This is a genomic window from Pseudoalteromonas sp. T1lg65 (genome assembly GCF_051930985.1).
Taxonomy (GTDB): domain Bacteria; phylum Pseudomonadota; class Gammaproteobacteria; order Enterobacterales; family Alteromonadaceae; genus Pseudoalteromonas.
Window position 1 is genome coordinate 1,252,075 of the sequence record NZ_CP196837.1, and the last position, 15,393, is coordinate 1,267,467.

Sequence of the window (15,393 nt, forward strand, 5' to 3'; positions counted from 1 at the left end):
TAGCTAAATAAGAATCTTAACTTTCAATACGTTGCAATGGATATTCCCACATATCTGGTTTATAGTTTGCATTTGGAATAGAGCTTGCTTCAGAGCCATAATAACAAATGTCGTTTAGCGAACTAGTTGAACATCTATATAAAGGATCGGCATGCGCGGTTTAGCCTTTTTAAGTATCTTGATAGTTGCACTGATTGCGACACCAGTTTATACACTTGAGGACACAGTGTTAAAGGGCCCCAAAGGGGTTGATTATGGGGCTCAAGGGCGCTCAGTCGGTCCAATCAAGCCAACAGATACTTTATGGCGTATCGCGCAAAAAATACGTCCTGACGACTCCGTTACCATTTACCAGGTAATGAAAGCGTTATATGACAAAAACCCCAATGCGTTTCTAGATAAAAACCTCAACCACATGCGCGATGGCGCATACCTGCGTATTCCGACCTTAGCTGAGATCCGCAGAGTTAATCCTCAATTAGCGCAATTAAAGTCTGATCAAGACGACAAACTGTGGGAAATGAAGCGTAAAGGTCAGTTGGACCCAGCGGCCATCGATGCAGCAGACAATAAGGTGACCCAAGCGCGTAAGGTGGATGTAGATGATGCCAAAGAGCAGCTTACCAACCAGCTTCGCTCTTTGAAAATGGAACAAGACATGCGCTTGCTGGATCTGCAAAAGCAATTTAAGTCTTCGGTTCGTAGTGTAGAAGAGATCCTGCAAGAGAATACTAAATTAAAAGAAAAGCTTGGAGACATTTCAAGTGAGCTAAAAAATGTGCAAACCCAGCTTGGTAGAGATAGTGAAATACAGCGCCAGTTGAAGGCGGTGATTGAGCTACAAAGCGAAATGATTGAACAGCAGGCATCTATCCAAGAGCAGGAACAATCAGAGTTTAGTTTATCAAACTTCTTCTCATCCACATTCGGTATTATTTTACTGGGTATGCTACCCGCTCTACTCGGTATAGGTGGATTGATTTTTTTCCTTAGAGGCAAAAAGCGTTCTGCACAGCAGACCGACGACGATGATTTTCTGCCTCAATCTTCTGTATCAAATGTGGCGATGGCTTCAGCGGCAACCGCAACCGCAGCTACTGCAATGGACCCACTTGATATAGGTGGTAATGATAACTTAGATTCTTTGGATGATAGCGTACAACTTGACGATGATATGTTGCCCGAAGACGACGAAATCTCGTTTGATACTTTAGAAGAAGATTTCGAAGAAGGTAACGACACATTAGACCAAGACGAGTTGGATAGCCTGCTTAACGAAGATATCAGTTTCGATGATGAGCATGATGACGATTTCATGCAGCAGAACTTCGACGATAGCAGTGATGCCGGCGATGCACCAGGTAGTTTGGATGATGATCAGGACATATTGAGTGATAGCGATTTAGACGACCTGTTTAACGAGCCACAAAGTGAGGAAATTGATGTTAGTGACGACGCGCTAGCGGCACTAAGTGAAGAGTTAGCAGACGACCAAATTGAGAGTGAATTCTCTGGCTCTGAGGAAGATATTGATGCGTTGTTAGACGGCAATTTAGACTTAGAGCCTGAATTTTCAGGTGAGTTAGAAGACGATGAGCCTGATATTGACGCACTATTAGATGAAGCTCAAAGTAATGATAACCTTTCAAACGACCTTGCAGACGAAGACATTGATGCCTTGCTTGATGGGCAGTTGGATGAATCTGATCTAGAGCTGCCAGAATCTGAAATGTCTGAAGAGGATATGGATGCTTTGCTAGAAGAAGCTCCAGAAGCCGAATTGGCAGAAGATGACATTGATGCCTTGCTAGACGAAGCTCCTGAGATGGAGCTCGATGAGGAACCTGAAGCCGAATTGGCAGAAGATGACATTGATGCCTTGCTAGACGAAGCCCCTGAGGAGATGGAGCTCGATGAGGAACCAGAAGCCGAATTGGCAGAAGATGACATTGATGCCTTGCTAGACGAAGCTCCTGAGGCGGAGCTCGATGAGGAACCAGAAGCCGAATTGGCAGAAGATGACATTGATGCCTTGCTAGACGAAGCTCCTGAGGCGGAGCTCGATGAGGAACCAGAAGCCGAATTGGCAGAAGATGACATTGATGCCTTGCTAGACGAAGCTCCTGAGGCGGAGCTCGATGAGGAACCAGAAGCCGAATTGGCAGAAGATGACATTAATGCCTTGCTAGACGAAGCCCCTGAGGCGGATCTCGATGAGGAACCAGAAGCCGAGCTGGCAGAAGATGACATTGATGCCTTGCTAGACGAAGCCCCTGAGGCGGAGCTCGATGAGGAACCAGAAGCCGAATTGGCAGAAGATGACATTGATGCCTTGCTAGACGAAGCCCCTGAGGCGGAGCTCGATGAGGAACCGGAAGCCGAATTGGCAGAAGATGAACTTGATGCCTTGCTAGATGAAGCCCCAGAGACGGAGCTCGATGAAGAACCAGAAGCAGCACTTGCAGAAGATGAACTTGATGCCTTGCTAGATGAAGCCCCAGAGGCGGAGCTCGATGAGGAACCGGAAGCAGCACTTGCAGAAGATGAACTTGATGCCTTAGTAGACGAAGCTCCTGAGGCGGAGCTCGATGAAGAACCAGAAGCAGCACTTGCAGAAGATGAACTTGATGCCTTAGTAGACGAAGCTCCTGAGGCGGAGCTCGATGAGGAACCAGAAGCCGAGCTGGCAGAAGATGAGCTTGATGCCTTGCTAGATGAAGCCCCAGAGGCGGAGCTCGATGAAGAACCGGAAGCAGCACTTGCAGCAGATGAACTTGATGCCTTGCTAGACGAAGCCCCTGAGGCGGAGCTGGATGAGGAACCGGAAGCAGCACTTGCAGAAGATGAACTTGATGCCGTACTAGACGAAGCTCCTGAGGCAGAGCTCGATGAGGAACCAGAAGCCGAGCTGGCAGAAGATGAGCTTGATGCCTTGCTAGATGAAGCCCCTGAGGCGGAGCTGGATGCGGAACCAGAAGCAGAACTTGCAGAAGATGAACTTGATACGTTGGTAGATGAAGTGCCGGAAGCCGAGCTGGCCGAAGATCCTGAATCAGACACAGAGCTTGAAGAGTCAGCAAGTGTCGGTGATGCTACTGAAGCAGGTCATCTTTCAGGCATAGTTGAAGATACTTCATATACAGAAAATGATGATGATTTAGACTCACCGCTAAGCGAATTAGATGAGTTGGACAATGCGGATCTGAAAAGTGTTGATGAATTACTCAATGAGCTGCAAGAAGATTCTGAGTTTAATTCAGATGAATTATCTGAGGAATATGATGAAGAAGAAGTCGAAATTGAACTAGGTGACGACCCACTAGGTGAGGATATCGATTTATCCTTGGAAGAGGAGCTTCCCGAAGAAGACACGTTGACGCCAAGTGCTGAGCTTGATAGTTACCCAGAGTTAGAGCTTGGGGAGATCAGCGAGTCTGAACAAGCATTAGCTGAAGCCATGGCGTTGGATCCGGATTTAGATGACTTAGACGATGATTTGCATGATGCTTTCGAGCAAGAAGAGCAAGACTTTGAACTAGCGCAAGATGATGAAGAGTTATCAGTAGATGCGCTAACATCGGAAGGTGTTGATGATGAAAATGACTCTGAGGTCGAGCAGCCAACAGGCACAGAACAGACTCTCGTACCTCAAGAAGAATTAGCCGACGACACCCAAGAAGATGAAATTGACTTCCCTGAATATGGTGAAGAAGATGCATTGGCTGATCCTGAGTTTGCAAGTGAAGAAGAGGTTGATACTGATTTTGAACTGGATCTGGAAAGTATTAGTGCTGCTGATGAGCCAACTACAGGCGGCATAGAGGATGATAATTCCACAGAACCTAGTTCGCCTGATGGAACCACTGAGGTGGAACAGGATACCGCCTCAGACCGTGAGCTTTCAGCAACACCAAATGAACAAGTATCTGATGATGAGCAAGATATTGAGTTTCCAGAATATGGAGAAGAAGACGCCTTAGCAGATCCTGAGTTTGCAGGAGAAGAAGAGCCGGACTTTGCGCTCGATATTGATGAAGACGGTGCTCCAGAGGTTGAGCAAACCGATGAGCAACTTGAGGATGAAAGTGCCGTAATAACTGAAACGCCGACGTCTGACGCTAACTCTGAGCAAGAACAGGCTGAAGACGATACGTCGGATGAAGATAGTGCACTTCCCGAATATGGTGAAGAAGGTGCCTTAGCAGATCCTGAGTTTACTGGAGAAGATGAAGCAGAGAACGACCTCGTATCAGAACGAGAAATCGCACCGCAACAAGCATCAGCAGACTCAGATAATGCTGAGCTCCAGCCGGATTCAGATGTTGCAATTGAATCTTTACTTGAAGACGATGTGGAGCTCACAGAAGAACCGGAAGAAGCAATTGATGTTGATGAAGCGGCCATAGAACAGGAATTTATGGCTGACTTTACTCAGCAAGATTTTGATCAGTTATTAAGTGAACTAGATGAACCAGAAGGTTTAGGAGATGCAGACGCATCTGATTTTGAAGTTGACTTTGACAGTTTGCTGAAAGACGAAATCATTGACGATAAAGGAGCTGAGAGCGACCAGATAGACGACTCTTTAGACGATGAAGACTACTTAGAAATCGAAGAACTACTAGAGCAAAGTGATGAGCTTGAGGGAGACACTGAGCCATACACTGACCCGAATATGGATGTGGGACTAGGAGACTTTGAAGGACTACTTGCTGGTGAAAATGCCACGGATGTGGATTTAGAAGACGAAGGTTTCTCTGCAAAGCTAGACTTGGCTAAGGCTTATATAGAGATCCAAGATTTTGATTCAGCGGTATCAACCTTAAATGAGATTATAGAAAATGGTCCAGAATCGGTTCAGCAAGAAGCTGAGCAGCTAAAGGCTCAATTAAAGTCCTAAGCTCTAATTTAGCCGCGAGGCTGTTTAAAATGCACCGTTGAACTTGAGTCGCGGTGCATTTTTTGTGTGTTTATTGTCTATATGTTGACTTGAATGTTGGGGAATTTCTATTGCGCTTTTATTCATGTAGCCAATAGCTTAAAATGAACTTTTGGAAAAATTTGTGATAGATAGGTTATGCGAGTAGCACTTGGCATAGAGTACAATGGTGCACAATACAGCGGTTGGCAGCGGCAACAACACGTAAATAGTGTCCAGCAAGAAATAGAAACCGCGTTATCCAGAATTTGTAATCACCCCGTAGAAATCGTTTGTGCAGGTCGAACAGATGCAGGTGTGCATGCGACAGGACAACTAGTTCATTTTGACACGAATTCGACGCGCGCTATGGGAGCATTTACTCTGGGTATGAACTCGCAGCTACCCGATGATATCGCCGTGCGTTTTGCGCAAGAAGTTGATGAGCAGTTTCATGCTCGTTTTTCGGCCACTGCACGTCGATATCGTTACGTGATATACAATCATACTTATCGACCCGGTATTTTGCGCAGTGGTGTAACGCATTTTCACGGCGAGTTAGATGTTGAACGAATGCAAAAAGCTTGTCCGGTTATGGTTGGCGAGCAAGACTTTACTTCATTTCGTGCGGTGCATTGCCAATCAAATACACCGTTTCGAAATATTCATCATCTCGAAGTGAAACGAATTGGTCCTTACGTTGTGATTGACATTAAAGCGAATGCTTTTTTGCACCATATGGTAAGAAATATCACGGGCTGTTTACTAGATATAGGCACGGGCAAGCAAGAGCCTGAATGGATGGCAGAGTTACTCGCGGCAAAGGATAGAACTTTGGCAAGCGCGACAGCTAAGCCAAACGGACTGTATTTAGTTGATGTAGATTACCCTGAAGCCTGGGGAATAGAAAAAATGCCATTAGGGCCGTTGTTTTTACCTGATGATTTGTTTTCATAAGTTCTGTAGGCTTTTTAATTGATTTAAAAGGTAAATTAGCTGGCAGCAGTATTTGAATGTAAATAACGTGGTGCTGATGTGAGTGTTCTAGGTGGCGAAGTAAGTACTAATTTAGTCTTACTAGCAGACTAAGCCCATGGACTCTTAAGACCAGTTTTTTATATCGTAGCAAGTTAATTCATGATTTAATTGGCGAATTATTTTAGGCTGATGAAAAAGTCAGAGCACTAAAGAGAGTTGCACATGAGTTGGTTAGAAAAAATCTTACCCAGAACCACAAAATCAAGTGGCAAGAAAGAAATCCCTGAAGGGGTTTGGGCAAAATGCACGGATTGTGATTCAATCCTTTATCAAGCAGAATTAGAAAAATCATTAAATGTATGTCCCAAATGTGATCATCACATGCGTTTGAGTGCTCGTAAGCGCTTAGAAGCATTTTTGGATGATGGTGATCGTCATGAGCTAGGTGTGCAGCACGAGCCTAAGGATGTACTGAAGTTTAAAGATTCTAAAAAATACTCAGATAGGATCACCGCTGCACAAAAAGTCAGTGGTGAAAAAGATGCGCTCGTTGCAATGAAAGGCCGCCTTAAAGGCATCCCAGTTGCCGCTGTGGCGTTTGAGTTCTCATTTATGGGTGGTTCAATGGCATCAGTCGTTGGAGCACGCTTTGTAGATGCAGTAAACGAGTGTTTAGAACATGATATGCCGTTAGTGTGTTTTTCTGCCTCTGGCGGTGCACGCATGCAAGAAGCTTTAATGTCACTAATGCAAATGGCGAAAACCAGTGCGGCGTTGGCGAAAATGAGTGAAAAAGGGCTACCGTTTATTTCGGTATTAACCGATCCTACCATGGGTGGTGTTTCAGCTTCGTTAGCTATGCTTGGTGATATCAACGTGGCTGAACCAAAGGCATTAATTGGCTTTGCTGGTCCGCGTGTTATTGAACAAACGGTTCGTGAAACGTTACCAGAAGGCTTCCAGCGTAGTGAGTTTTTATTGGAGCATGGCGCTGTAGATATGATTATCGACCGCAGAGAAATGCGTGATTCATTAGCACGTATTCTTGCTAAATTTATGGGCTTGCCTTCGACAGAACAAGAGCATAGAGTAGCGTAAAATTTTTTAATTTGAGCTAACTATGTCAAAAATTCCACCTAGCCAATCATCTTCGTTGGATGATTGGCTTTGTTATTTAGATAACGTCCACCCAGCATCAATTGAAATGGGTTTAGAGCGTGTCGCTCAAGTCGCAACGCAAGTTGATATTCTCGACACCAACAGCAAGATAATTCTAATTGGCGGCACGAATGGCAAGGGCACGACAGCTCGTTGTTTAGAATCTATGTTGCTCGCTCAAGGCTATTCTGTCGGCACTTACGCATCCCCACATCTAATTCGTTACAATGAACGTGTGCGGATCAATGGTAAAGAACTGGATGATCACTATCATATCGATGCATTTCAACTGTTAGACGAAGGCCGTAAGGACCTACCACTAACTTATTTTGAATTTGGTACTTTAGGTGCGTTGGCGATATTTAAACGCTTTGCGGTTGATTACGTGTTACTTGAGGTGGGGTTGGGCGGTCGATACGACGCGACAAACATCGTTACTCCATTCGCGTCAGTGATCACCACCATCGATCTCGATCACAAAGAATATTTAGGTGATACCCGAGAATTAGTTGGTTACGATAAAGCAGGTATTTTTCGAACCGGAACGCCGGCCATCGTCGGTGATTTAGATATTCCAGCAACTGTAATCGATTACGGCAAAGAAATAGCCGCAGATCTGGTGTTATCAAAACGAGATTTCATTTTCACACCAAACATCGATCGGTTTAGGTGGCAATACCAAGATTATGACTATGAGTTTGCCAACCCCGCAATACCCGCGCAGAATGCGGCTACTGCTCTGACAGTATTGGCCAAGTTAGACTTGTTACCTGATGAAGCGAAAATTGCCCATTGTCTAAGTGCACTATCTGTAGAAGGCCGCTTCCAACAGCTCAGTGAAAAACCTTTAGTTTATACAGATGTGGCGCATAATCCTGAGTCTGCTCGTTATCTTGCTGGAAAATTACAACAACTACGCGACAGGGGCTTTAAAATTCATGCCTTAGTCGCTATGCTTGCGGATAAAGATAAAGCAGCGGTATTTGAAAGTATCTCCGCAAAGGTTGATATTTGGAGCTTAGCTTCGTTATCTGGACCTAGAGCCGAGAATGCCGCTAATCTTGCAAGTTACCTTGATCAATCAGTACAAGCCCAATGCTTTGACTCTGTTGCTGAGGCACTAACGCATGTTATGCCAACTATTTCAGACGATACTGCATTGATTGTGTTTGGTTCGTTTTTGACGGTCGCTGATGCGATCCAACATCTACAAAACTAGAGAGTGTAGCAGTGAACTCAGTGTTTATTAACCGCCTTGTGGGTACCAGTATTGTTGTCGTTGCAGCTGTGATTTTTATTCCAAATATTTTAGATGGAGAAAAAATCCACTACAAAGAAGGATTTCAAGCAATACCCGAGCGCCCTGAGTTCAAAACCATTGATCTACAAGAAAAATTAAATGCGCAGGCCGAGCTTGCGCCAAAACTCGAGGAGCCTGAACTCGAGGACATTCAAGCAGATGACGATAAGCTAGAAGATAACAACTCCCAAGTGTCTACAACAGAGCTCAGTAACAACTCATCGGCAGAGACTACCAAGCAGTCAGCTGAGCCTGCTAAAGAAATTGCTGAGCGTCCATCAACTGTGGAAGTGTCGACACTAGCACGCCCGCAAAGCTCTAGTTTCACCAAAATGGCTTACGTGATTCAATTGGGCAGCTTTTCACATAAGTCTAATGTTGAAGCATTAACTAAAAAGTTAAAAGACAATGGCTTTAAAGCGTTTACGCAACCGGTGAAAACGCCCAATGGAACATTAACTAAAGTTTTTGTAGGGCCGGATTTAAATAAGGCTGAATTAGAAGCTAAGCTACCGGAATTAAAGAAATTAACTAAGCTCAATGGTCGTTTAACCCAATTTCAAGTCGCAAATTGATCTGGCATTTGCTGGCTAAGTCTTTTAGAATGCGCCCCAAATTAACGACTTATTGGTTTTTATGATCTGGGTTGATTACGCCATCTTGGCCATTGTTGGTTTATCGACAATATTTGGTCTGCTACGAGGCTTTGTTAAAGAAGCGATGTCACTTGTCGTTTGGATCGGCGCCTTTTTTATCTCCAGTTTATTTTATCAATATCTATCTACCTTCCTTACATTCATTTCAGAACCCCTTTTGAGAAATGCCGCTGCAATTGCCATACTTTTTATTGCAACATTAATGTTGGGTGGGTTGATAAACCATGTTCTCAGTGAGTTGGTACAAAGAACCGGACTCTCAGGGACAGACAGAATCTTCGGACTAGTGTTTGGAGGTTTGCGGGGCGTGTTGGTCGTGAGCGCCTTATTGTTCTTCCTAGATGCCTTCACCAGTGCACCTGATACTCAGTGGTGGAAGACATCAATGTTAATTCCTGAATTTGGGTTTGTAGTTGAGTGGTTTTTCAGCTATCTCGAAAATAACTCAAGCTTTCTAGATTCAGCAAACCGTTAATCGGCGAGGAAATATTTAATGTGTGGTATCGTTGGGATAGTCGGAACTTCTCCTGTTAATCAGGCGATTTATGACGGCTTAACTGTTTTGCAACATCGCGGCCAAGATGCGGCTGGCATAATTACCATTGACAACAATACGTTCAGCCTGAGAAAGGCTAATGGTCTTGTAAAAGATGTGTTTCATACTCGACACATGAAGCGTTTACAAGGAAACATTGGTATCGGTCATGTGCGTTATCCAACCGCAGGAACGTCAAGTTCAGCAGAAGCGCAACCTTTCTACGTAAACTCACCTTTTGGTATCGCACTTGCTCACAATGGTAATTTAACCAATGCCGAGTCTTTAAAAGAGCGTTTATTTACGCAAGCACGTCGCCATGTCAACACTACTTCTGACTCGGAAATTTTGTTGAATATCTTGGCTCATGAGCTAGGCAAACGCGACAAAATGAAGCTAGACGCTGATGATATGTTTACAGCTATCAAAGAAGTAAACTCTTATGTGTCGGGTGGATATGCCAGTATCGCAATGATTATCGGCCACGGTATTGTTGCTTTTAGAGACCCACATGGCATTCGTCCATTGGTGTTCGGTAAAAAAGTGACAGAACAAGGTACCGAGTACATGTTTGCCTCAGAAAGCGTTGCATTATCTATTGATGGCTTTGAGTTTGTGCGTGATGTGGCTCCTGGTGAAGCAATTTATGTTACTGAAGACGGTCAATTCTTCTCAAAAATCTGTGCAGATAAAACGATGTCAGCACCGTGTATCTTTGAGTTTGTTTACTTTGCTCGACCAGATTCAAACATTGATAAAATGTCTGTCTACGCAACTCGCGTCAACATGGGCACCAAGTTAGGTGAAAAAATTAAACGCGAATGGGCGGATAAAGAGATCGACGTGGTAATTCCTATTCCAGAGACCTCTTGCGATATCGCACTGGAGATCGCATCGGTATTGGATTTACCATATCGCCAAGGTTTTGTGAAAAACCGTTATATTGGTCGCACCTTTATTATGCCAGGTCAGGAAATGCGTAAGAAGTCAGTGCGCAGAAAGCTTAATGCGATTGACCGGGAGTTCGTTGGCAAGAATGTGCTATTGGTCGATGACTCAATTGTTCGTGGTACAACCTCTGCACAGATCGTCGAAATGGCCAGAGAAGCAGGCGCTAAGAATGTTTACTTTGCCTCTGCTGCACCAGAAGTGCGTTTCCCTAACGTCTATGGTATCGATATGCCTTCAGCTTCAGAGTTGATTGCACATGGCCGTGAACTTGAAGATATTAACGATAGCATTGGCTCAGACGGATTGATCTACCAATCATTACCAGATTTGATAGCGGCAGTGTCTCAGGAAAATCCAGAGATCAAACGTTTTGAAACATCGGTATTTGACGGTCACTATATAACAGGTGACGTCGATCAAGACTATCTAAACCGTATTGACCAGCTGCGAAATGATTCAGCCAAAACAACGCGTGAATCTGCGATGTCGGCAAGCTTAGAGCTACACAATCAAGAAACTGGTAGCTCAGAAGGCGAATAATAACCAATAAAGGTTGTTGCCGATAAGCGAAAAGAGCATGTAATTAATACATGCTCTTTTTTGTTCTGCCAATCCGTTTCAAAATAGACCACTTAGTTAAGCGGGTTGGTATTATTTAATGCAATTGATATAACAGTTTCATTATTCAGTTGTTTTAACTTAGCCTGGCGTCAGGTTTTGCTTCTCAAATTTATTAGCTGATCGTTTCTCTTTTCGATGGTTCAGCATCATGTTGCAAGCTTGCCAATCCATCAACTAACTCAAATAATTCTGGTTCAATGGCATCAACAGGTTGTTCTTGCTTCAACGCGGTTTCAATGGTTTCGGCAAGCTTCTTGAGATTGGGTACTCCAGTATAACAACAGGCACCATGAAATTTATGAACAACACGTAATAGTGATTGAGTGTCATTTTGTTGTTGTGCTGTCTCTAATTGTTGTAGTGTTTCTGGCACACTCGATAGCAGCATATTGAGCATTTCGAGCGCGAGATCTGGTTTATTACCAGCGCGTTGCAGTGCTAGTGTCCAATCAAGCTGAGAGCTTTCAAATGGAGGCACGCTATGCTGTAGTGCTTCAGAGTGCTTCTGTTTGTTCACCGGTAGCGACGAGCTGTGGTCACAGATAATTTGCTTGAGCATATCTTCATCAATGGGTTTGGTCATATAGTTGCTAAAGCCATCGACCATAAGCTGCTCTTTTTCACCAGTTAGGGCATGTGCAGTGACAGCAATAATGGGCGTATCTTCATTGACTGACGACTCGCGAATACTTTTGCAGGCACTGATCCCATCCATAATGGGCATTTGGATATCCATAAAAATTAAGTCATATCTTCTGGATTTACATAAGCTCACAGCTTGAGCACCGTTATGCGCCGTATCAACGGACTCTACTTGTTCATTAAGAAGCGTACAAATTAACTTTAAGTTTGCATCATTATCGTCTGCTACAAGCACTTTTAATGGCAAATTGTCGGTTTCCGTTTCCTCTGCGGTCATATCTGGGTGATCCAGTCGATATGGCGCCGCAAGCATTTCACAAAGCTTACGGTGGTTTAGAGGTTTACTTAGACAAGCATCAGCACCACTTCCTATCAGTGCCTCTCGCATATTGTGGGAAATGGTATTAACCATTAAGTACAGGTAATCTACCGCGCTTCTGGCTTGCTTGATGTAGCCTTTCACGCTTTGCATCTGGTCAACGCTCGCCATGGTCCCAATCAAACAAATATCATAACTAAAGTCCTTTGAAAGTGCTTTGTAGAACTCTTCTTCAGTGGCACAAGGTGTTACCTTCATATGCCAACTTTCGAGCTGACTAAGTACTGCTGAGTGCGTATGTTCTTGTGGTTCGAAATATAACACTCTTTTGTTTTCCAAAGGCTTATTCGGTAGATCGTCATTATAGATACGTGTAGGCAACGCAAAAATGGCGTTGAACGTAAAACAAGTTCCGCTGCCAGGCGCTGAGTTTAAAGTGATTCGACCTTGCATCGCCTCTACAATGTGCTTAGTAATAATAAGTCCTAGGCCTGTACCACCAAATTTACGCGTAATACTGGTATCGGCTTGCGCAAAAGGCGTAAACAAAGTGTCTTGTTTGTCTTGGGCGATACCAACACCAGTGTCGCTTACCGAAACTAACAGAGAAGTCTGATTTTCATCAATAACACGGTGGCCAATATCTACCTTAACCGAACCTTTGTCAGTAAATTTTATGGCGTTACTGATAAGGTTGGTAAGTACTTGCTTAAATCGAGTCGGGTCACCAATAATGTTGTCAGGCACTTGGCTATTGATAGCAATGGAAAACTCTAGCTGTTTTTCATGGGCGCTTGGGGCAAGTAGTGTCATTACTTCATTAACGGCATCGCGCAGCTCGAATTGGATAGTCTCGAGCTCCATTGCGCCAGCTTCTAGTTTAGAGAAGTCGAGGATGTCGCTGATGATGGTCAATAAGCTATTCGCTGATAGCTCAATGGTGTCTAAATAATCTTTCTGATGTTTGTTCAAGGGGGTTTTGTAGAGTTGTCGCGTAAAGCCAATTACCCCGTTTAACGGCGTGCGTAGCTCGTGACTCATCTTTGCTAAGAAGTCAGATTTTACCTTGTTGGCATCTTGCGCTTCACGCTTGGCAATATTGAGCTGAATATTTTGTGTTTCATACTGCTCAAGTGTTTCTCGGTAGTCACTTGTCGCCTGATCAATGTGCTTCTGCATTTCATCTCTTTGCTGCGACATTTTCATTGCAATGGTATTTAGACCCTCACGTAGCAATTCAAATTCACCATACATAGGGTTGTTAATGCCAATGTTTTGCTTTCCTTCATTGAGCTTGTCGGTTGCTAGAAGCAAGCTGGCGATTGGTCCACTCATAGACCGAGATAGACGTATTGCAAGCGCAATACTAAGCAAGAAAACCAAAAATATGATTGCCGCGCTAACAATAAGTGCACGCTGCTGCGCGATAAGGGCTTGATCCTTACTAAGCTCGACCATTAACACCGCTCGAGTCGCAGGTTGAGTGTTACGCCAGTCAGTATTTTCAACCGTGGTGTCTTTTACTGGGGTGTAAAACACAATGGTATTATCAAACTGTTTAGTTTGTGTGGCATGCAGCTGTTTTAGAGGCGCTTGGAAAGCTAACGCATCAAATTCAGAGTGATAGTTACTGGTTAACAGGAGATGATTATTTTCGTCATACAGCGCAATACTCTTTACCAATGGTGCATGTTTGTTGTGCGCCTGACTTAACAATCTATGCAGTCTAGCCTTATCTTTTTGTGATAAAGGGTGTTCCACGGATAAGGCGATGGATTCTGCGATGCGATTACCTTGCTGTGTGATAATTTCTTCAAGCTCTGTATAGCGGTTTATAGTAAAATACCCGCCAAGCAAAATGCCCACTAATAGAGTGGGAAGCAAAGTAAGTAATAAAATACTGTCACGTAAACTTAGTTTGGTCATATCAAAAAAAGACTGATAAATCTGACACTAAGAGTATCCCTAACAGGCGTGATTAGCAAACAAAGAGGGCTGTCATGGCACAGATTTTTCGAGCTAAAAAGTCAACTAAGCCAATTCGTCATATCGAAGTATTAATTGATTCAATGGATCATCAGGGGCGAGGCGTGGCGAGGGTCGCAGGCAAGGTTTGTTTTGTCGAGGGGGCATTAACTGGGGAAAAAGTAAAAGGGCAGGTGCTACAAGACAAGTCCAAATTGCTTGAAGCAACAGTAGTAAAAGTATTAACCCCATCACCTGAGCGAGTGCCACCATTTTGCGAGTATTATGAGCGTTGCGGGGGGTGCAGCTTGCAACATCAACAACTAGATGCGCAAATTGAAACCAAGCAACAAGCTGTGACGATGCTATTTGCCAAGTTTGCGGGTATTGACCAGCTCCCTTGGCAACCTTGTATTCGCTCCGAGCCGCAGCATTATCGTCGAGCCGCGAGAATAGCAAGTCTACATCATAAACAATCGGGTCATTTACAGTTGGGGTTTCGTGAAAAGCAGGCCAAAAAAATAGTCGAAGTTTCACACTGTGATGTGTTAGTTAAGCCGTTTGATACTTTGTTTGACACATTGCGAAATAAGCTCAATGAAATGTCGGCTTTTAAATCAGTGAGCCATATTCAGTTGTGTCAGGCTGATAACGGCAACTTTGTTTTACTGCGTCATACTCGCGCAATTAGTGACGAGCAAAAACAGAAATTTGTCGATGAGCTTAAAGAATATGTGGTTGTTTTTGATGATGGCGAAACGGCGGTTAGTTATGCTCGTACTCCGTACTATCAGTTAGCTAACTTTGGTCTAAAGTTGTCTTTTACATTAGCTAACTTCATTCAAGTGAATCAACAAGTGAATGAAAAAATGTTACAGCAGGCTGTTGATTGGCTCGAGTTATCGGGTTCTGAAAAGGTGTTAGATCTGTTTTGCGGTGTTGGTAATTTTTCATTAGTGCTCGCAAAACAGTCAAACAAAGTGATTGGTGTCGAAGGTGAAGCGCAATCGGTTGCAATGGCTAAGCAAAATGCGCAAACTAACCAGATAACGAATTGTCAGTTTTATCGTTTTGACTTGACCGAGTCGATAGCTTCCGCGCCATGGTTTGATCCTCACGCTGATATACTGCTATTGGATCCATCGAGACCTGGCGCTTTGGAGGTACTAAAACAGTTGCCTTTGACTCAGTTCAAAAAAATACTCTATGTCTCTTGTGACCCCGTGACCTTGGCCAGAGACAGTAAAGTGATTAGCCAAGCAGGTTTTGAACTAAATAAAGTCGGTTTGATGAATATGTTTGTTCACACCAGTCATATTGAAACGATGGCCCTGTTCCTAAGGAGGTAAT

9 protein-coding genes are annotated in these 15,393 nt (G+C 43.9%); 8 read left to right on the forward strand and 1 reads right to left on the reverse strand.

Annotated elements, in window-relative coordinates; translation table 11 throughout:
• The first annotated feature begins 151 nt into the window (after positions 1–151).
• The 7 genes from ACSLBF_RS05300 (at position 152) to purF (ending at position 11,036) form a co-directional block, all read left to right on the forward strand.
• Positions 152–4,900, forward strand: a complete 4,749-nt coding sequence (locus ACSLBF_RS05300; protein ID WP_440055561.1) for a FimV/HubP family polar landmark protein — start codon at positions 152–154, stop codon at positions 4,898–4,900.
• Between the two features lie 177 nt (positions 4,901–5,077).
• Positions 5,078–5,875, forward strand: coding sequence for a tRNA pseudouridine(38-40) synthase TruA (truA, locus tag ACSLBF_RS05305; RefSeq protein WP_440055562.1), 798 nt, complete (start codon positions 5,078–5,080; stop codon positions 5,873–5,875).
• Positions 5,876–6,118: 243 nt separating this feature from the next.
• Positions 6,119–6,994, forward strand: a complete 876-nt coding sequence (gene accD / locus ACSLBF_RS05310) for an acetyl-CoA carboxylase, carboxyltransferase subunit beta (protein WP_440055563.1) — start codon at positions 6,119–6,121, stop codon at positions 6,992–6,994.
• A gap of 22 nt (positions 6,995–7,016) precedes the next feature.
• Complete coding sequence (gene folC / locus ACSLBF_RS05315; protein WP_440055564.1) at positions 7,017–8,273, forward strand: bifunctional tetrahydrofolate synthase/dihydrofolate synthase; 1,257 nt, start codon at positions 7,017–7,019, stop codon at positions 8,271–8,273.
• Positions 8,274–8,284: 11 nt separating this feature from the next.
• Positions 8,285–8,929 carry an SPOR domain-containing protein gene (locus ACSLBF_RS05320; RefSeq protein ID WP_440055565.1) on the forward strand — a complete coding sequence of 215 codons (645 nt, stop codon included), beginning with the start codon at positions 8,285–8,287 and terminating at the stop codon, positions 8,927–8,929.
• A gap of 61 nt (positions 8,930–8,990) precedes the next feature.
• The gene (locus tag ACSLBF_RS05325; protein ID WP_440055566.1) at positions 8,991–9,485 is read left to right on the forward strand and encodes a CvpA family protein; all 495 of its coding nucleotides are present in this window, start codon (positions 8,991–8,993) and stop codon (positions 9,483–9,485) included.
• Between the two features lie 18 nt (positions 9,486–9,503).
• A complete protein-coding gene (purF, locus tag ACSLBF_RS05330; RefSeq protein ID WP_440055567.1) occupies positions 9,504–11,036 on the forward strand; it encodes an amidophosphoribosyltransferase in 1,533 nt (510 codons plus the stop codon).
• Between the two features lie 193 nt (positions 11,037–11,229).
• On the opposite strand, the gene barA is transcribed toward purF, so the two are convergent.
• Positions 11,230–14,004 carry a two-component sensor histidine kinase BarA gene (gene barA, locus ACSLBF_RS05335; RefSeq protein WP_440055568.1) on the reverse strand — a complete coding sequence of 925 codons (2,775 nt, stop codon included), beginning with the start codon at positions 14,002–14,004 and terminating at the stop codon, positions 11,230–11,232.
• A 74-nt stretch (positions 14,005–14,078) separates the two neighbouring features.
• On the opposite strand from barA, the gene rlmD reads away from it, so the two are divergent.
• Entirely contained in the window at positions 14,079–15,392 is a 1,314-nt protein-coding gene (gene rlmD / locus ACSLBF_RS05340) for a 23S rRNA (uracil(1939)-C(5))-methyltransferase RlmD (protein WP_440055569.1), read from the forward strand.
• Position 15,393: the final 1 nt, after the last annotated feature.